Below are 17,823 nucleotides of genomic sequence, written 5' to 3'. Positions count from 1 at the left end.
ATGAATTCCACCATTATTAAGTTGGTCAAAACAATTGTCCCATTAGCCCTTATACGGGTCGTGTTATGCAGCGTATTGTTGTTGTCTGTCGCTGGGTGGGCGCAGGCTAAAGGTATAAGCACGTCGACAGAAACGGCAAACGTGGGCGACCAGAACGTCACCCTTAACAGTGTAAAAGACGACTGGGGCAACGAGTGGCCGGATGATGGATTGTGGTTGAAACCAGACGGCCCTACGCATCAGGTTGATAACCCGCTGGGCGCCATATTTAAATTTAGCGGTTTTGGTCGCAGTAATACCACAGCATTTGGCGTAAGAATGCGGACGAAGATTCCTGGTGAAAATTGGAGTGGTTTTCGGGAGGAAATACTGAGTGCGGAGAATATTGGATTAAATATTTTTGAGGTCGGCGTTCAGGAAAGCAAGGGCTGGTCTCCCGGTACGATTGTTGAACTCCAATATAAACCGAGGGAGGGAAATTCAGTCGCCAAAAACTGGACTGAACCAAAGCAATTCCGAATGAGCGCTAAGCCAAAGCCAGCAGTCTGGCGTTATCCGGCGAATAATACCGATCATATAAGACCGGATAATCTATTTCAAATTGGCGCTAATTCTAGTTCTGCTGCTGGCGAGGCGATTGCCACTGGCGCGAATGCTGGTGTCGATGGCGTAATGGTGTTGACGAATAGAAACGGCCAACCTGCGGTACAACAAAATCAACATATAGCTCCGCTTTCTGTCGGAGGTGCTTTTACAGTTGATATTATTGATAGTAATAACTGGAAACCAGGCGATACCGTTGACGTGACAATGTATGTTCGACGAGATGGAATTTTTTCCGATGCATCCATAACCCGAACATTTCACATGACTTATCCCGCGCCAAGCAAGGTGGACTGGGTCAGTCCGGCTAATGGCAGCCAGTACATTCTGGTGCAGGATAATCCATTGCACATCAGTGGTAAGACTGATACGGGAGTGGATCAGGTGAGCGTATGGTGGAAAGAATTGGGTACGGATGGTACTGGTTCATACGAACCTGCGGTTGGTACGGCGTTGGATAGTAGTAATAATTTTGACGTCCAGATTGCCGGAAGTGTTAACTGGAAAGCAGATTCAACTTACGAGGTGCAATTCAAAGTCCACAGCGGAAAATTTTCTTCAGGATGGTCAGCAGTACGACAGATATATGTTCAGTATCCAGCACCGACGCGCCTTGATTGGATCAGCCCCGCTAGCGGTAGCGACTATGTTCCTGTGCAGGGCAATCCATTACATATTAGCGGTAAAACTGACAAGCGAGTGGACGCGGTGAGCGTAGGGTGGAGAGAGACAGGTACTGAAAGTTTTTATGAACCTGTGGTTGGCACGGTGTTAGATCGTAATAACAATTTCGATGTTCCGATTGCGGGGAGTGTTAATTGGAAAGCAAATACAACTTATGAGGTGTTATTCAAAGTCCACGCCGGAAAACTTGAATCAGGATGGTCGGAGGTACGACATATCAATGTTCCTCCTCCAGCACCTACACGTGTGGAGTGGGTGAGTCCAGCCGCTGATAGTTTGTTCAACACATTAGTTGGCAAACCGCTCACTATCAGCGGCAAGACCGATCCCGGCGTCAATCAAATCAATATAGCCTGGTGTAAAGAGAGTCATCTTGTTTGTGGTCAGACGCTTTTTCAAGATATCCCTGTGGTCGGCTCAGATGGCATCTTTAGCAACGTGCCTCTTCCAGACAGTCTGAACTGGGATCCTGGATTACCCTATATGTTAAAGTTTTATGCCAAACGAGATGGCGTATCATCGTTGGTCTCTGTGGAGCGACGCGTTCTGACGGCGCGCCCTGTACCGAAAATAGTAGAATGGATTACCCCTCCGGCAAATTATGTCTACCGTCCTTCAGTCGGCAACCCATTGCGCATCAGCGCGGTGACCGAAACCGGCGTTACACAAGTCAACGTTTTTTCAAAACGGCAGGGGAGCAATGACTCTACAGGCGTGTCTAAGACATTCGACGTTAAGCTCGATTACAATTATTTTTTTGAAAATATTCCGATCGAGGATAGTGTTAACTGGAAACAAAAAAATAGTTACCAGGTAAGAATCGCGGTCATTCGTGATGGTCTTTCATCTGAGCCGATCATCCGTAATTTTAACGTTCCTTACGAAGCGAAGCGCCTGGATTGGATCAATCCCATGACGGTGGAAAGCTTGTATGCACCCGGAGAGGGAAAGTCGTTGCGCATCAGTGGACAAACCGATCCTGATGTAACGCACGTCATCGTACGCTCAAAACTAAAGGGTGGAACTTACGGCCCCGAATCGATAACGAAAGTCGTTCTCAATGGCGAGAGTATTTTTGAAAATGTTGAGATTCTCGATAGCCCAAATTGGAAGATTGGTCAGTCATACGAGTTGCAATATAGAGTGAGAGCGGATTTTCTGACGTCAGCAAATTGGTCGCCTTCTCGCTTCATACACGTGATACCGCCACAACCAGTCTGGGTCAGTCCGGGTATCGATAGCTGGCTCAGTCCGTCGAGTGACAATCTCCTGATTATTTCCGGCAAGACCTTGCCTGGCGTTAATCAAATGAATGCCAGGTGGTGCACCGAGGATCATAAAATCTGCGGCTGGACGGAGGATCAGGATATTGCCACGGTTGGCGAAGATGGAATTTTTCGGTTCCCGTTAATCGATAGCAAGAATTGGCAAAATGGCAGGAAGTATGACGTCAATTTTCGGATTAAACATGGGGGTGTTGAATCTCTGGCATCCGTGGAACGACGATTTCAGGTTGATACTGTAGCGCCGGAAATCACACTTTTGCAGCAATCGATGTCGGATGAGGGCAACTATGTACTTGGTGGAACCGTCACGGATAAAGCTTCAGGCCTTGGTGTTAATGGTGATGGCAAAAAAGCGCTTACGATTCGCTGGCGCTCCGATTCAAAACAGAAATGGTCAAATCCGATCTCTGCCGATGTGTTGTCATCTAATACTTTTGTGTTCGGTTTGACTGCGACGCAATTAGACAAAAATTGGACCGTAGAAGTAGAAATTTCGGCAACCGACCGCGCTGGTAATATCAATAAGCAGCAGGTATTTTTTGCCGAGCCAGCTGTAATCAGACTAGATGTCACGCGGACGAACTGGGAGTCAGCGACCATCGACGGGCACCGTACACGGGATGAACGCGAGCAATCGAACCCACTCGCGACGTCGGCCTCCAAAGGAAGTCGCCCTATTGCGTCTGCAGGAAGCGAAATGTTTGCGGGTGATACTTTTTCGTATAGCGTGACCGTGACTGGTGAAAAAGGCAAAGCCACGAGCCTTAACATTAACTACACGCTGCCGGATGAATTGGAACGCAACGGTGTGCCAGTTCTGACGCTTAGCAAGCCTGGATCTGTGACGCTAAATCCGAACTGGGATGGCACTAAAAATCAATCAGATATGCTGGCAGAGGGTGCGCATCTCAACACGAAAGAGACGCTCAATATCAGCGTGCCTGTACGCATCAAATGGGATGCTGTGAAAGCACCCGAAAGCCACATTGGCGTCACTGCGGACGGCATCGAGGATCCGGGATATACCGACGTGGTAGTGCTGGTTCCCTATCAGGGTGAGTTAAAACTGGTAAAGCGCGTCGATAAAGAAAGCGCTAATGAAGGCGATACGCTTGCGTACACCATCAAGTTCAGTAATACATCCAATACTTTTATTGTGATGGAAGAAATACGAGATCCGATTGACCCACGTATGACGTTGGAAGATTTGTCTTGCGGCGATGATATACCGGCTGATATTACTTGCGCAGTAACCGCCTCGGATACGGCAGCGATCTGGGAATTTACAGGATACTTACCTTCAGGAGTATCGGGGTCGGTGGGATATCGTGCGACGATTACCAAGCCAAAGTGAGTATTGAAACGGGTTGTCGATGCGGACGCATCACGAAAATTCTTAACATGTATTTAGTGTACTCAAACTGTTAATAATGGCGACTAATATCGCTCATGGTGGAATTTGCTCACTACCTGTTATCCCGTCATCCCGGTTGACAGGTTTCGCAGGGAACAAGTGTGGTGTTTGAGTGATGTTATCCCTATGGGATAAATGTGATTGTTTGGCCCATTTTCATCTTAAAAAATGGTTAGCCAAATGATCGGCTGTTTGATTGAAGGGCCTTCGTCAAATTCAAAAAACGTATAACGATACAAATTTTGATTCGTTTTTTAACCTTGCGCGACATGCTACCGTGAGAGTCTGTTCTGCTGTTCAGCCCTTTTCAACTATAAGGCCAGCGAGACCAAACAAGGCGATGACATAGCATGGCGGAATATTTGAGTGATGGGCAACAGCAAAAAATCGCCGAGTTGTTGAGCAATCGCATAGCACGGTCCGAGTGGCCAACCTGGTTGTTGGTATTGCTCATTTATGGCGGTTGGGGTGCAACTTTGTGGTTTCGCTCCCGCCTTACTTTACTGCCCACGACCCTGTTATTGATTGTCTTTTGTGTCTGGTTTATGTCCTTGCAGCACGAAATTATGCATGGGCATCCGACGCGCTATCTCTGGCTAAATAAAATATTGGCATATGCACCGCTGGCAGTCTGGTATCCGTATTCGCTCTATCGCCAAAGTCACTTGCAACATCACAATGACGCGAATCTGACCGTGCCGGGACTTGACCCGGAAACCCATTATGTTGATGCCGCAGTATGGCATGCAAGCGGTCACCTCATGCGCACCTTATATCGCTGGCGCAAGACTTTTTGGGGGCGGATGCTGGTTGGGCCATTGATGGCAATCAGCTCGACGTGGGGGACCGCAATAGAGGAAATTTTGCATGGTGATATGCGCCATGGTCGGATGTGGCTGACGCACGGAGGATTGCTTGTTGGTATGTTGGTCGGGATACAGCATTTTTTCGATATTCCCTGGTGGTATTACCTGTTATTTATTGCCTATCCCGCCATGTCGGTGGCGATGGTGCGATCCTATTTTGAACATAGGGCAGCGGCTGATTGTAAGCATCGGATCGTGATCAATGAGGCGGGGTTGTTGATGCGCATCTTATTTCTCAATAATAACTACCATTTGGTGCATCACGATTTGCCGCGACTGCCTTGGTATTTGATCGCACGCGTGTATCAGGAGGATCGTGCTGATTATCTGTCGCGCTGTGGTGGTTTTCATCTCCACGGATACCGTGAATTGATGCGGGATTATGGGTTCAACCCAATCGACGATCCATTGCATCCGCTGCCCCCGAATCCCTGCGCGTTATAGTAGAACGGCCAAATTCGTTTCTAATGATAATGGTCGTTTCAGCAATGTGCTCGGCGTATTTCTGGATTTGGGCGTGCCTTGGTCCGCTTTAAGCGGGTATTTCAACTCACTTTTTCAATGCGCTAGCCGAGTAGGTATCTCCGATTAAATTCGCAACGGAATTTTCTTGCCAGGAATTGAGGCGGAACAGTGACGAACGCAGGCCTCAATAGATCTTTTTGACTCCAAAATCAATCACGTTACAGCGGTGGCTAATTGGCTAACTAACCGGCAAAGATGCCTATACGAGGTCAAGTATTGATTTTCAGCTTGTAGTATTCAAAGACTTTCCAATCGCATACGCTCTAAAATAGGGCAACTCGCTAAAATATTTTAAAAATGCAGACTTGGAAAGTAGCGCTGCCGATGTATAACGTCGGCCCAACATTGACCGCAGATTACGAGCGTTTTCTGGAGGCCGTTATTGCGGTGCTGCGCGCGCGCGGATGGACAGACGCGATTGAGGTGGTGCGCGATATCGACGATCTGGAGCATTTCTGGCTGCGTTCTGATCTCTTGCTGAGCCAAACCTGTGGCTATCCGTTGACAACCTCTTTGCACGGTCAGGTACAACTTCTAGCTACGCCGACTTATGATGTTCCCGGTTGCAGTGGCGTTTCTTATCGTAGTTTACTCGTTGTCCGGGCTGATGATTCGGATGCGGGAATGCTTCGGCCGATGCCCGCGTTAGCTGATTTCCGTGGAAGTACTGGCGTTGTCAATCAGTTGAATTCCCATAGCGGGATGAACGCCTTGCGCCATACCGTGGCACCTTTTGCCCACAAAGGCTATTTTTTTGATAAGGTACATGTATCGGGCTCACACCTCGACAGTCTGGTGATGGTGCAAAATGGGTCGGCAGATGTGGCGGCAATTGATTGTGTGACGTTTGCTTATGTCGCCCGCGCTTGTCCAGATAAAGTCTTTGGATTGCGCATTTTGCAAGAAAGTCTGGCGGCTCCGGGTCTACCATTTATTGCGTCTTTACAGCTTAATCAAACACAGTCTGTCATATTAGTAGAGGCCTTAGAGAAGGTGTGTGTAAATCGGCAGATCGCTGAGCCACTGCGCATCACTGGCTTGGCGCTTACTGTAGAAAAAGACTATCAAGCTATCATGGCGATGGAAGAATTTGCGATTGCGCTAGGCTATCCGCGGTTAGCATAGGAATTGATAAGGATAATGACAAAAATGACTATTCACTCTATGCGGCGAATGCGCGGCTTTTTAGCGCGGTTGACATTGATCGGCGGATGCGTAATAGCCGCTCATGGAGCGACCGCAGCATCGCCCATCGCACTGGCTTCTACGGCTTCAGGCGCCACCGTTTCACCTTGGTGTGCGAGTGGCAAGATCGTCAAATTTGCCGGACTCAATTGGGAGAGCGGCTCCGTTTTGACCGAGGTGATGCGCTCCGTCATGGAAAAAGGATATGGCTGCAAGACTGAAAGCGTTCCCGGCAATACGGTAGCGATGGAAGTAGCGCTGTCGAAGAATGACATTCAGGTGCTGGCCGAAGAGTGGGTAGGACGCAGCGATGCGTGGAATACGGCGGAGAAAGCTGGCAGCGTGATGCCACTCGGCAAAGTCATCGTGGGCGCCAGTGAAGGTTGGTACGTGCCCGAGTACGTGATAAAGGGCGACGCAAGTCGCGGTATTAAACCGATGGCACCGACGCTGAAATCAGTCGCTGATCTGCCGACCTACAAAACGTTATTCAAGGATATGGAAGAGCCATCAAAAGGACGTTTTCTGAATTGCCCAACCGGTTGGACGTGCGAAGGTGTCAACACACAAAAGCTCAAGGCTTATAAACTGACCGACAGCTACGTAAATTTTCGTCCCGGCACCGGACCCGCATTGGATGCGGCGATTACGTCGGATTATCAACGCGGCAAACCATTGCTGTTTTATTATTGGGCTCCTACTGCGCTGATGGGGAAATTTAAATTTGTAAAATTACAAGAGCCTGCATTTAATGAGGCATGCTTCAAGACTCTTGCGAACAAAGATACGCCAAATCCTTGCGGTTCAGCCGCGCCCGAGGCAGTGATTCAGGCTGGCGTTTCTACTGTTTTTAATAAGCAGGACCCAGTATTGAGTGCGTTTTTATCGAAGTTCAATATCCCACTCGACTTGCTGAATAAGTCGCTTGCCGACATGGCTGAAAAGAAACTGGCACCGCCACAAGTCGCTCAGATTTTTCTACAGCAGCATCCTGAAATATGGAAAAAATGGGTACCCGTGGATGTCGGTGCCAAGATCAGTGCGAGTGTGAAGTAATATGTTTTTTTCGCTCTCCTTAAAGTCAGCCATTAATAGCGGCGTTGATTGGTTGGTCACCCATTACGGCGATCATTTTCATGCAATCAGCGATGCGGTATTGACGTGGGTGCTGGTTCCGCTGGAAACCGCCTTACGCGCAGCGCCGCCGTGGTTGATCCTTCTGGCAATGGGATTGATGGCGTGGCACGCAACCCAACGTATTGTGATCAGTCTGTTGCTGGTGGCTTTGTTGTACCTGATTGGCGCGTTTGGTTTGTGGGATAAATTGATGCAAACACTGGCGCTGATGTTGGTATCAACGTTGATAACGTTATTGATGGGCATTCCGCTTGGGATATTGATGTCGCGCAGCACGTGGTTGCGTAAGGTATTATTGCCAGCGCTGGATGTGATGCAAACTTTGCCGACCTTTGTTTATCTGATTCCGGTATTGATGCTTTTCGGCTTGGGCAAAGTCCCTGCGATTTTTGCAACGGTGGTGTATGCGTTGCCGCCCTTGATTCGATTGACCGATCTTGGTATCCGTCAGGTCGACACCGATCTGACTGAAGCGGCCTGGTCTTTCGGGACCAGCAAATGGCAATTGCTGATCGGTGTGCAATTGCCGTTGGCCCGACCCAGCATCATGGCCGGAATTAATCAGTCCACCATGATGGCGCTTGGGATGGTGGTGATTGCGTCCATGATCGGCGCGCGCGGGCTTGGCGAAGACGTTTTACAGGGCATTCAGACGCTCGATACCGGCACCGGTTTGCAAGCGGGTATAGCAATTGTGATTCTGGCTATTGTGATTGATCGCATCAGCCAAGGTTATGGCCTGACGCGCCGCCAGCGTATTGCGCTTAAACAACCGCAGACCAAAGAGCAAACGCTGAAATGATCAAAATCGAAGCACGCCAAATCGTTAAAATCTTCGGTCCTCACGAACAAGAAGCGCTGAAGCAATTGCGCAATGGCAAAACCAAAGCCGACATTTTGCAGCAGCACAATTGTAATGTCGGTCTTGATCACGTCAGCTTACAAATCGCAGCAGGACAAATTTTTGTCATCATGGGATTGTCAGGTTCAGGAAAATCGACGCTGGTGCGCCACTTCAATCGCCTTATCGATCCGACGGCTGGTGAAATCTTCATCGATGGTCAAAATATCTTGACGCTGGATGCCGCAGGGCTGCGTGACTTGCGCCGCCGCCGAATTAGTATGGTGTTCCAGAATTTTGGTTTGTTGCCACATCAAACCGTGTTGGAGAATACGGCATATGGATTGCTGGTACGCGGCGACAACCGTGCTGAAAGTCTGGTTATCGCACGTGACTGGATTGAGCGGGTTGGGCTGACTGGGTATGAGGGCAATTACCCCGATGCCCTTTCCGGCGGCATGCGCCAGCGCGTCGGTTTAGCGCGTGCCTTGGCAATGGATACCGATATTGTGTTAATGGACGAAGCTTTTAGTGCACTCGATCCGCTGATTCGTAGCGAAATGCAAACGCAATTGCTGGACTTGCAGGCGACGTTGCAAAAGACAATTGTGTTCATCACGCATGATCTTGACGAAGCGTTGCGGATTGGAACCCGCATCGCCATTTTACGTGATGGAAAATTGGTGCAAGAAGGTACGCCAACCGATATTTTGCAAAATCCGGTAGACGATTATGTGCGACGCTTTGTGGAAAAGCGGGAGGTGGTGTAGATGAGAAGTATTGTGCGATGTCATGCACAATATTGCTCAACAATTGCCTTATTTTCGTTTGGTCGGCGTAAACACTCTGCCATGGATCGCTGAAAGAATGGCTTCGATGGCCGGATGCTTGATTTTACGTTCATTCGATACGGCGTAAAACTGCTCATGGACCTGATCCAGCTTACCAATTTGTTCTGCGCCAAATTGTTCCTGAACGTCTGCTGCAAGCGCGGATGGTGCAGGAAATAATCCCAATCCGCTCCGTCCAAACGTATTCAACAACGCATTGTCATCGAATTCTCCGACCACGTCCGGGCGCAGATTGCGGGTTTCAAACCAGTGGTCGATGCGGCCGCGAATCAGATTGTTGCGCGTAGGTAGCAGAAGCGGTGCGCCGTTGAGGCTGGTCGGAAATTGGTCGCGATAGCGCTTTGCCAGTTCCGGCGTGCCAAATAACGCAATGTCGCTTTCACCCAGCAAATGGCTAAATACACGCAACGTGGTGCCGGATGGTACAGGACGGTCGGTCAGTACAACGTCGAGTTTATGTACCGTTAAGTCGCCTAGAAGTGACTCGAATTTATCTTCGTAACAGATTAGTTTGACCCGCTCTGGTAGTCTCAATGCGGCTTCCAGCAAGCGCGATGCGATCAGCTTCGGTAATGAGTCAGAGATGCCAACGGATAGCCGCAACATGCGGTCCTCGCTCGTGGCGGCAAGTGCCTCTTGCATTTGTTCGCCCAAGAGAAAAATCTGATCGGCATAACCTAATGCCATCCGTCCGGCCTCGGTCAGCACCAGTCGGCGTCCCTGTGGGGCCAGTAACGCCTTACCGATTGATTGCTCGAGCAGAGAGAGTTGCATGCTGATTGTCTGCACTGCTACGCCGAGCCGATCGGCTGCACCGGTGACGCTGCCTTCCTTGGCAACGACCCAGAAATAGTGGAGATGTCGAAAGTTTAATCCTGTTGATTTCATTGTTCTGTTTTTCCGAAGTAATACTTCAATTATCTTCGCTTTTTAAATGATTAGGGCAACGTTATGATGATTTTTCCTAAAACGAATTGGAGTCATTATGAAACCGACGATCGTTGCAAAAGGGGTAAAACTCAGCGCCAGATTACGCGAGTATGTCATTCATCGTCTTCGCATGACGCTCGACCGCGCGCACTACAGTATTCAGACTTTGAAAGTCCGTATTACGGATCAAAACGGTCCGAAGGGCGGAATGGACAAGCACTGCCAGATTCATTTAACCATGCCAGGGTTGCCTACGATTGTTGTGATCGAAAAAGGTAACGATATTGCCGCTATGGTGGATCAGGCTGCGCAGCGCGCCGCACAGGCAATTGACCGTTTGTTGTCCCGGGCAAAATCGATCCATCACAAGAAATTTGCTGCAACCGTCGCGACTGTTGCGGCCATGGTGACCGCCGACATTGCTTTGCCAGTAACAGAGCCGACGCTCATTTAATTTATTTTATTTTCACGAAAGGATCATGCATGAATAACCGTTACAACACACTCAGAAATAGCGCCTCCAGGTATTCGACGACCACGGTCATGGATGGCGCGGCGCGGCAGGTTTTGCGCAACACCTATCTACTACTATCGCTTTGTCTTGGCTTTAGCGCAATCACGGCTGGCGTCACAGCTGCACTGCGTTTGCCGGGGCCGGGCATTCTGATCACGATCGCTGGATACTTTGGTCTGCTGTATTTGGTGACCAAAAATCGGGACCGTGGTTTGGGTGTGGCGATGGTGTTCGCTCTGACCGGCTTTATGGGCTATACGCTCGGTCCGATTATTAGTCATTACTTAAAGATGCCAAACGGCACTATGACGGTGATGATGGCGCTGGGTGGTACTGCGGCGATTTTTCTGGGTATGTCGGCATACGCGTTGTTCACCAAGCGTGATCTGTCGTTTATGCGCGGGATGTTGACGGTGGGTATTCTGGTGGCTTTTGTTGCCGCACTGGCAGGAATTTTTCTCCAGATACCGGCGTTATCGCTGACGGTATCCGCGGTCTTCGTGTTGCTGATGTCAGGAATGATTCTTTATGAAACTAATAATATTGTAAGAGGTGGAGAAACCAATTACGTGATGGCGACGGTCAGTCTGTTCGTGTCAATTTTTAATCTTTTCACCAGTTTGTTGCAGCTATTGGGATTCGCTAACAAGGAATAAATAAGTACGCTGCCCAGGTGTGCTACCTACGCAAAATGACGACGCATCGCACCTTTGTATGTGACTTGTGTATTTGATTTCTACTTCGCATATTTTTGTTAAACATCATCACTTCACAATCCTCGCTGAGGTTATTTCAGTGAGGGTTTTTATAGTCAACCATTGGAGGTTTCCATGTATTGCCCTGTATGTAAAGAGAAAGAGCTCGTTATGAGTGAGCGTCAAAATATCGAGATCGATTATTGCCCAAGTTGCCGCGGTGTCTGGCTTGATCGTGGTGAGCTCGATAAAATCATTGAGCAATCGATGCTTGAAATAACACCGGTTATCGAGCCGCCGATCAGATCTACGCGGCAGCAACCGAACTATCGCTCGGAACATCATGAGAAAGATTCTTCATCGTACGATAATCGCCATCGCCCCAAAAAGAAAGAGAGCTTCTGGCAAGAATTGTTCGATTGAGATGCCGTTGTTTTCGGCAGAAAAGGGTTTAAGAGGGCGCAAAACAGAGGATAAAAACATCCTGGTTTTGCGCCTTTTTCTTGCCTAAATTAATGTTACAGGTGTTTAGATGCAAGTCAGGATCGTTTTTCTTTGAGTCTATTTTGTCCTCAAAATTTTTCTATCCAATTGGTATTGAACAGGCGTTGAACGTTGCGTTAAGGATGCCAGCACACAGTTTGTGCGGTCCCACCATTGTCGAAGGCGGTTTGCTGATTTGCCTGGTCAACGGATAATGTTGCACAGCTGGTATCTTGAACCTGAGTCCCAATCGCGGTGGCCGTGAGCGTAAAGGCCGTTGCGGTCTGGATCGGAAGCGTAATCGTGTAGTAGGCCTGTGGCGACGCCAGAGGAAAGGCCGGGAGCGAAGCGCACGCCTGATTGTATGTAAAATTCTGGGCGTAACACCGTTCCAGTATGACCTGATTCTGGGATAGCGCGTTTAACGCATCGGCGCGATGTGATTTCAGCACGTAAGACGTATAACTTGGGTACGCAAAAGCGGCAAGAATCCCGATAATCGCGACCACGACCATGAGTTCGACAAGGGTAAAAGCCCGTTGCAGTTGCCTCGACAAATGAAATGGAGTTGTGTGCATACGCATAGTGCGCGCCTTTTATTGAAGTTGCCACCACGTCAAGCGTCGTGGTGTGTTGTTCGGATCACGAATAGACTTCTGCTGTCCTCCGGATTGGGTAATCAATTTGATGATTTGATTTTTTGAATTCGGACCGATTGGGATTGGGGTGCTGGAATAGCCCGTACCAAGCGGAAGACCGACGGCATTTGAATCAAGCGCATTAATAACGCCATCGCCGTTTGTATCTAGTTGTGGTTGTGAAAAGGCACCGCCGGTCTTAAAATTTAATTCCAGGAACGTGGCGGTAAACCCCGCATTGCAGGTATTCGCCGCTGGTGGCGTATTCAAGGTCGTTATAAATGCCCCATCAAGCAACCCCGGAGCCGTGACCACGCGTTGCCCGGCCACCAGCAAGTCGTCATACCAGCCTAACTTTTTAGTCCAGTCAATCGGCGTGCTGGTATCAAACAACAAACCTCCCGCGCCCACTGTCAGTGTTTGCACTTGCAGATTACTGCGGGGGGGGACGGTGGTATTTCCCGGTTTGTCCCAAATGGCATAAATGGTCTGTTTTAACTGATCGCTCAAATCTGCGACGGTCAGCAATTGGCCAGTGCCAAACAAGATGAATTGACCTTGCAGGCGCGGATAATTCGGATGGAGTGTGACGACGGGTGCGACAGTGATCGGTTGAATATTGCCGCTCGCATCGCGTGCCTGAAACAACAACCGTACTTGCCATTTCGATGGGGTAGCATTGGATACATCAATTGCCCAAAGATTGCCTTGTAAATCGCCGGCATAGACTTGCGTGACAGGCTGAGATTGCAGACCATCTGCATTTCCTACCGAGACAGTCGACAAGCCTTGCGCAAGCATGCTATTGCACGCCCCCGACACGGCAGCGCATAAATCTATTTTGGCAATAGTCTGTCCGGTACTTGGGTTGATCGCGTAGAGAACGGCCTTGTTGTTGGGGCTGTTATAGCCGTTACCGAAGAAAACCGCAAAATTCGGTGTAGCCGTAATCGGCGCAATTTGAGGCTCACTGTAGCTGAGGCCCATGTCGGCATCGGTAAATTCCCACAATACCTTGGCTGCTAGTGCTGCTTCGGTCGTCAAACTTTGCGGATTGGTTATATCGAGAGCATAGATGCTTTTTCCACCGCCGCCTTCGCCACCGACCAAAATGGTATGCCAGGTTGTATCGGGAAATTGGACATCGCCAGATTGTGGCGATCCGTCTACAAAGAAGAGATGGTTTTGATTGTAAATAGGGATCGTTAATGCTTGCAGATTGGGAAGGACAGCGTTCGGTATAAAAGCAAATTTTTCCGCACCAGTGGTTGCATCGAAGGCGTGCAGCATACCGTCATTTGCGCCGGCGTAAAGCATAGGTTGCCGTGCGGCCTGAGCCTTCTGAAACGCGAGATAACTAGCCGTCAAATACGCGGCGTTGGGTGTGCCGACATATAGTGGCTGACTATCGACGATATCTCCAAGAATATGTGACCGATTGCGGAAAGTGCCGCCGTTGCGCTTTTCCAGAGCCGTATTGCCGCGGATGTACTGGAGACGACTCTGTCCAAGATTATCGTTAGGTTGCATCAAAAGCTGTTGGGCCGGACTTAGGTTTACCCATTGATAGGGCACGCCATTGCCGCCTGAGTTAAGAGCTGGGTTGGTGGTGGCGACGACGCGCCCGGTCGACCATCCAGTTCCAATAACTTGCGTATCCAATAAAGATTGTGTAGTCGCCCCGCCCCATGGCGAAATGGTGGTTGGGATGCCATTTTTGTCGAGCGCCGTTGGGATGATACTGCCGGTCCAATCCTGATAGGGCGTGTCGTTTGGATTAAAACTGGCTTGATACTCGACCACGGTCCCATTCTGGAGAGACGGTGAATTGACGGCGGCGGCGGTCGTTGACTGGGTTCCTTTTTGAACCGAAACTAAAATAGTATTGAGATCGTTGACAAGATCACCTGGGCTGCTGGCGGGATAATAGTTAGCCGTTCCACCAGCGATTGCCATTGCTTGCAATGTGGCCGCGGCTTGCGGATTTACCGCGGGATCTACTCCGGCCCCTAAACCAATGACGTAAGTGCTGATACCAGCCGCATTCATGTTGGTAAGATTGGTAATCGTATCAATCAGCGCCTGGTCATTGCCCGGATTGGCGGTATTGAGGGAGCCATCCGAATTGAAATTGGCGGTCACGCCATAACCGACGGCTGCTGCACTACCTAATGGAGGCCAATATCTGCCAGCCAGATCCTGAGTTGGTAACCCGTCAGAAATGAGCACGACATATTGTTTGGGGATACAAGCAATGGTTGATCCTGCTACGCTCGCCAGATAACTTTGCGCCTTTGCCAATAATCCGGCGGTTGGTGCCTGACCAGCCACTGCCTTGATCTCAGCGGTGTTAGTGTTGTTGGTTTCGGGCGCTAAATAAGGTAAAAAAGCACTTACCGCAGCGGTCACTGTGGTGGTGGTCGGGGCTGCTCCCGCGGAAGTCATTGGAACAACAACATTTCCCGAGGTGGCGGATTGGCCTCCACCGTAGCCAAATCCACGCTGCACATACATGACCTGTCGTGAAAACGGTACGTATCCGGCGTTAGTGGGGCCGGTTGACTGATTGGCAGAAGGGGCGCTAAATTGGTAGGAAACATTAATCGACCCGCTGTTGTAATTACCTAATGAGTAATTTGGCGGAAATGGCGTGCTGGGGCTAATATTTCCATAGTTAATGTAGACGCTGGCCTGCGATCCGGCATAGAGAACATCATTGATGGTTGCGTCGTCGCTGGATGCGCCAATTTGCATATACTGCGAGTTTGCTACCGCCGAGGCAGAGTACAAACTGGAACCTATAATCGAAGCGCAATTATTTTGTACCGTCGCGCTTGCGGATGGGTAACCAAAACATGGATTGGTAACATAACGGTTGCCGCTTACCTGAGTATTGGTAAAGGTGAAACCGCTCGTTGCGGGAGACATGTAATACACCCACGTTGTATAAATCCTTGTGTTGTTTGTACTGTAGTTAAGGAGCGCAAAGTCGGTATTTTGCATGTAGGCCTGGATAATCGCCTGGATGCCGCCTTTGGCTACGTTCAGCCGACTGGCCCCGTTATCGGCCAGATTGCCGTTCTGACTGACCGTGTAAGGCGCATTGCCTGCCAGGTCGGCTGCCTGTATTGGTGGCGTGAAACCGGCAGGTACAAAATAGGTTACCGGGGAGCTGGAATTTTTTAGGCTGGCTAATCCGCTCGGCACACTACCAGACCCGATCATGATCGCGCCGCTTAGCGTCCCATCCATCGATTCTGAGTTACCCAGCGCAATTAAGACCTGCGGATGCGCTGGTGTGGATACGGTCAACGGTACCTGAGAAATCGCGAGCGTCACGCTAGGCTGGGCGTTTGCAGGAGGAATCGTTGTTGACGAAGCTAGCAAGACTGCCGCCGCCATTACGGCAGCAATGGCAGGCAGGTATTTCAAGCGCATCCTCGATTTTTGTTGTTGCTGCATACGTCGATCCTCTCATTTCTTCCGCGCTACTGTAAGTGATGCGAAGTGGCGGCTGACTTGTTACTTAATTAATCTTGCGCGCAGATAGCGCTACTGTTGAATTTGTACCGTTGCCTGCAGCAATACCGGTGCGCCGCCACTGGCCCCAACTGCCCGCGCCGTGACGCGAAAGACGCGCGTGACTTTTTTCATGTTTTGACCCGGCAATACGACTGAGGGCAGAAGCTCAATAAAGTAGGCAGCGGCGGTGTTGGAGTTTCCCTGAAAGCTTGAAATCACCGCCGCACCACTCCAAAGAATGGTGGTCCACAATGGCGGATTGGCTGGGTTAAACAAATACAAGCCGTTGCCATTAGATTGAAAATTTCCTACCGGATAAGCACCCGCGAGGAGATTACTTTGGGCTTGATTCAGTGCCGCTTCAGCGGTTTGAAAGGCGATTTGCACATCGGCACTGTTGGTGGCGATGCGGGTTTGGGTACTATTTAACGCCACCAATCCGAGGGCGAGAATGGTCAACATTAACACTAGCATAACCGTGATCAGCAATACTGCCCCGCGTTGCGCGCGTGCTTTTTGTCCGCGAAAAGCACGTGCGCTAAAAGGTGGAACACTAAAAGAGCGTGAGGGAGTTTTCATGCTGCATTCCTCAGGTTGATCGTCATTTCATAGACGTGCCGTAAACGGCCATCGGCGGGCACCGTAACAGTGGTATTCAAGACGGTAAATTGGCGGGAGCTCGCATTTGATGTGGTCCCCGAACCAACTTGGCCCTGTATCAGAAACCCCAGGCGCACCGAATAGACTTGTGTCCAGTCTGTTACTGCATTGGCAGAAACATACTGGGTCAGGATGTTATTTGTGCCGATCCCATATAAAACCTGCATCGCTTCAACCCCCGGCACCAATGGCAGATCGGTCCAGACGCCATTGTTATAAGTCGATCGCATTAGCGCACTTTGATCGCCGCCGACACCTTGCGCTACATAAAAGGCAGTTTGTTGCAGGGGCACAAATAGCGCACCGGTTTGATAGTTGACCGCGAATACGCTAGTACTATTTGTACCGATCGCACCTCCAGTAGCCGCATGGGTAATGGTATTTCCGGCAATAGCGGTGATTTGAAAAATACTTGATTTCAGGCAATCAGAGACGATTCCGAGCTGACCAACTGCCAGACCTGTTGTATTCTGCAAGGTCATCGTTGCCGCACCTAACGGAATAACGGTCACCCCTACCGGCGGGGTATTCGGCATTGCACCCAGCAAAATCAGCACGTCACTGCCCGCCTGGACTTTGCCCGTCAGCGTCGCGTCTAGCGTCGGACTCCAATCGGTGGCGATCACATCATTCGCACTATTATCTTGCACGATAGTCAAGGTAGCGCCGCTGCCAGCATAGCCAAACAGCGCATTGATCGATGTTCCCAGCGTACCCAAAGGCGGCGGGCCACCGGCGTTAAGGTTGGACAAAGATTGCGTCAATGATGAACAACCATTAAAGCCTGCAGCGCGTATGACCGGCGTGACTAGTCCCGCAATAGCATTCTCTGCATTTTGGATGCTCGCTTGCGAATTCGTGGATTTGTAAATCTGCGTTTCCGCGAGATAAACGCTGATGATCGCGCCTACTAAAAATAGCCCAAGCGTGATGGCGATCATGAGCTCAATTAATGAAAACCCGCGGACGTTTTTATTTATCGGCTTCAA

The 17,823-nt window shown here is 49.8% G+C and carries 14 protein-coding genes; 9 read left to right on the top strand and 5 right to left on the bottom strand.

The window, feature by feature from the left end; translation table 11 throughout:
* The 6 genes from QN379_RS06365 to QN379_RS06340 all read left to right on the top strand — a co-directional run bounded on the left by QN379_RS06365 (window position 1) and on the right by QN379_RS06340 (window position 9,311).
* Window positions 1–3,927 (top strand): hypothetical protein, encoded by a 3,927-nt coding sequence (locus tag QN379_RS06365; RefSeq protein ID WP_323506267.1) that lies wholly within the window; start codon window positions 1–3, stop codon window positions 3,925–3,927.
* Window positions 3,928–4,337: 410 nt separating this feature from the next.
* Window positions 4,338–5,297 carry a fatty acid desaturase gene (locus QN379_RS06360; protein ID WP_323506266.1) on the top strand — a complete coding sequence of 320 codons (960 nt, stop codon included), beginning with the start codon at window positions 4,338–4,340 and terminating at the stop codon, window positions 5,295–5,297.
* 378 nt (window positions 5,298–5,675) lie between these two features.
* Window positions 5,676–6,503, top strand: coding sequence for a phosphate/phosphite/phosphonate ABC transporter substrate-binding protein (locus QN379_RS06355; protein WP_323506265.1), 828 nt, complete (start codon window positions 5,676–5,678; stop codon window positions 6,501–6,503).
* Window positions 6,504–6,527: 24 nt separating this feature from the next.
* Entirely contained in the window at window positions 6,528–7,619 is a 1,092-nt protein-coding gene (locus QN379_RS06350) for an ABC transporter substrate-binding protein (protein ID WP_323506264.1), read from the top strand.
* 1 nt (window position 7,620) lies between these two features.
* Window positions 7,621–8,502: a proline/glycine betaine ABC transporter permease gene (locus QN379_RS06345; RefSeq protein WP_322234748.1), complete on the top strand. Its 882-nt coding sequence runs from the start codon at window positions 7,621–7,623 to the stop codon at window positions 8,500–8,502.
* Window positions 8,499–9,311, top strand: a complete 813-nt coding sequence (locus QN379_RS06340; RefSeq protein ID WP_322234749.1) for a betaine/proline/choline family ABC transporter ATP-binding protein — start codon at window positions 8,499–8,501, stop codon at window positions 9,309–9,311. Before QN379_RS06345 ends, QN379_RS06340 begins: the two co-directional genes overlap by 4 nt.
* A gap of 48 nt (window positions 9,312–9,359) precedes the next feature.
* Here QN379_RS06340 and nhaR read toward each other — a convergent pair whose 3' ends face one another.
* On the bottom strand, window positions 9,360–10,280 hold the full coding sequence (gene nhaR / locus QN379_RS06335; protein WP_322234750.1) for a transcriptional activator NhaR: 921 nt from the start codon (window positions 10,278–10,280) through the stop codon (window positions 9,360–9,362).
* 97 nt (window positions 10,281–10,377) lie between these two features.
* Here nhaR and QN379_RS06330 point away from each other — a divergent pair, with 97 nt between their 5' ends.
* The 3 genes from QN379_RS06330 (at window position 10,378) to QN379_RS06320 (ending at window position 11,954) form a co-directional block, all read left to right on the top strand.
* Window positions 10,378–10,776, top strand: a complete 399-nt coding sequence (locus QN379_RS06330) for an HPF/RaiA family ribosome-associated protein (RefSeq protein ID WP_322234751.1) — start codon at window positions 10,378–10,380, stop codon at window positions 10,774–10,776.
* 29 nt (window positions 10,777–10,805) lie between these two features.
* Window positions 10,806–11,492, top strand: a complete 687-nt coding sequence (locus tag QN379_RS06325) for a Bax inhibitor-1/YccA family protein (protein ID WP_323506263.1) — start codon at window positions 10,806–10,808, stop codon at window positions 11,490–11,492.
* A gap of 174 nt (window positions 11,493–11,666) precedes the next feature.
* Window positions 11,667–11,954, top strand: a complete 288-nt coding sequence (locus QN379_RS06320; protein WP_322234755.1) for a zf-TFIIB domain-containing protein — start codon at window positions 11,667–11,669, stop codon at window positions 11,952–11,954.
* A 197-nt stretch (window positions 11,955–12,151) separates the two neighbouring features.
* Here QN379_RS06320 and QN379_RS06315 read toward each other — a convergent pair whose 3' ends face one another.
* The 4 genes from QN379_RS06315 to QN379_RS06300 all read right to left on the bottom strand — a co-directional run bounded on the left by QN379_RS06315 (window position 12,152) and on the right by QN379_RS06300 (window position 17,823).
* Window positions 12,152–12,598, bottom strand: coding sequence for a type IV pilin protein (locus QN379_RS06315; RefSeq protein ID WP_322234757.1), 447 nt, complete (start codon window positions 12,596–12,598; stop codon window positions 12,152–12,154).
* Between the two features lie 12 nt (window positions 12,599–12,610).
* On the bottom strand, window positions 12,611–16,114 hold the full coding sequence (locus QN379_RS06310) for a pilus assembly protein (RefSeq protein WP_323506262.1): 3,504 nt from the start codon (window positions 16,112–16,114) through the stop codon (window positions 12,611–12,613).
* Window positions 16,115–16,204: 90 nt separating this feature from the next.
* On the bottom strand, window positions 16,205–16,753 hold the full coding sequence (locus QN379_RS06305; RefSeq protein ID WP_322234760.1) for a pilus assembly PilX family protein: 549 nt from the start codon (window positions 16,751–16,753) through the stop codon (window positions 16,205–16,207).
* Window positions 16,750–17,823 (bottom strand): PilW family protein, encoded by a 1,074-nt coding sequence (locus QN379_RS06300; protein ID WP_323506261.1) that lies wholly within the window; start codon window positions 17,821–17,823, stop codon window positions 16,750–16,752. The genes QN379_RS06305 and QN379_RS06300 overlap by 4 nt, the downstream gene beginning before the upstream one ends.

It is taken from the genome of Glaciimonas sp. Gout2 (assembly GCF_035018905.1).
In the GTDB taxonomy this organism is placed as follows: domain Bacteria; phylum Pseudomonadota; class Gammaproteobacteria; order Burkholderiales; family Burkholderiaceae_D; genus Glaciimonas.
Note: the sequence above shows the minus strand (reverse complement) of the source record. Positions and strands in the feature narration are given on the sequence as shown.

Coding starts and splice junctions, on each gene's coding strand:
- QN379_RS06350 (WP_323506264.1), top strand. CDS start 6,528: ATGACTATTCACTCTATGCGGCGAATGCGCGGCTTTTTAGCGCGGTTG.
- QN379_RS06325 (WP_323506263.1), top strand. CDS start 10,806: ATGAATAACCGTTACAACACACTCAGAAATAGCGCCTCCAGGTATTCG.
- QN379_RS06305 (WP_322234760.1), bottom strand. CDS start 16,753: ATGAAAACTCCCTCACGCTCTTTTAGTGTTCCACCTTTTAGCGCACGT.
- nhaR (WP_322234750.1), bottom strand. CDS start 10,280: ATGAAATCAACAGGATTAAACTTTCGACATCTCCACTATTTCTGGGTC.
- QN379_RS06360 (WP_323506266.1), top strand. CDS start 4,338: ATGGCGGAATATTTGAGTGATGGGCAACAGCAAAAAATCGCCGAGTTG.
- QN379_RS06315 (WP_322234757.1), bottom strand. CDS start 12,598: ATGCGTATGCACACAACTCCATTTCATTTGTCGAGGCAACTGCAACGG.
- QN379_RS06355 (WP_323506265.1), top strand. CDS start 5,676: ATGCAGACTTGGAAAGTAGCGCTGCCGATGTATAACGTCGGCCCAACA.
- QN379_RS06340 (WP_322234749.1), top strand. CDS start 8,499: ATGATCAAAATCGAAGCACGCCAAATCGTTAAAATCTTCGGTCCTCAC.
- QN379_RS06365 (WP_323506267.1), top strand. CDS start 1: ATGAATTCCACCATTATTAAGTTGGTCAAAACAATTGTCCCATTAGCC.
- QN379_RS06320 (WP_322234755.1), top strand. CDS start 11,667: ATGTATTGCCCTGTATGTAAAGAGAAAGAGCTCGTTATGAGTGAGCGT.
- QN379_RS06345 (WP_322234748.1), top strand. CDS start 7,621: ATGTTTTTTTCGCTCTCCTTAAAGTCAGCCATTAATAGCGGCGTTGAT.
- QN379_RS06310 (WP_323506262.1), bottom strand. CDS start 16,114: ATGCAGCAACAACAAAAATCGAGGATGCGCTTGAAATACCTGCCTGCC.
- QN379_RS06330 (WP_322234751.1), top strand. CDS start 10,378: ATGAAACCGACGATCGTTGCAAAAGGGGTAAAACTCAGCGCCAGATTA.